Origin of the sequence: Tenacibaculum sp. L6 (assembly GCF_028823685.1) — a bacterium.
In the GTDB taxonomy this organism is placed as follows: Bacteria; Bacteroidota; Bacteroidia; order Flavobacteriales; family Flavobacteriaceae; genus Polaribacter.
The window spans coordinates 1-616 of sequence record NZ_JAPEHZ010000182.1 but is presented as its reverse complement, the minus strand read 5'-3'; the positions used below and the strand labels follow the sequence as shown (position 1 = coordinate 616).

Here is a 616-nt window from a genome sequence, read left to right as displayed (position 1 = left end):
ATTTTTGAAGCAAAGGTAGATCGCTCACATCCAATCAATTTTGGATACAAAAACGATAAGATAGCTTTGTTTAGAAATACCAAGCAATTTATACAAGCAGATACCAAGAGTTATAATAATCCAATTCAGTACACAAACAATCCGTTATTGAGTGGTTATATTTCAAAAGAGAACTTAAAGGAATTGAAAAACACTGTTCCGTTTAAAGTCCAGCGATTAGGGAGTGGTAGAGTGATTGTTTTTACAGATAATACCAACTTTAGAGCGTTTTGGTTTGGAACTAACAAATTATTGATGAACGCTATTTTCTTTGGAAAGTTGATGTAACAGAATTAGAGGTGTAACAAAATTCTAATTAACTCGTCTTTTAAGTATACTAACTAAAAAAGTACTATGAGTTTATTAAGAGTTTTATTAGCAATATTTTTTCCACCGTTAGCAGTTATAGGTAAAGGCTGCGGATCTATTATTATAGTGTTTTTACTAACACTTTGTGGATGGGTTCCAGGAGTTATAGCAGCACTCATCATATTAAACAATCCGAATTAACTTTGTGTAATATAACAATGTAGCAATTTGGTAATTTGGTAATTTGAAAATGTATCAATGAAAAAAC

The 616-nt window shown here is 30.7% G+C and carries 1 protein-coding gene and 1 pseudogene; both read left to right on the top strand.

The features are described from left to right. Positions 1-327, top strand: a pseudogene (locus OU788_RS12620) (zinc carboxypeptidase); the annotation flags it as partial. A 66-nt stretch (positions 328-393) separates the two neighbouring features. Further along, positions 394-549 (top strand): YqaE/Pmp3 family membrane protein, encoded by a 156-nt coding sequence (locus tag OU788_RS12615; RefSeq protein WP_073184478.1) that lies wholly within the window; start codon positions 394-396, stop codon positions 547-549. Positions 550-616 lie beyond the last annotated feature (67 nt).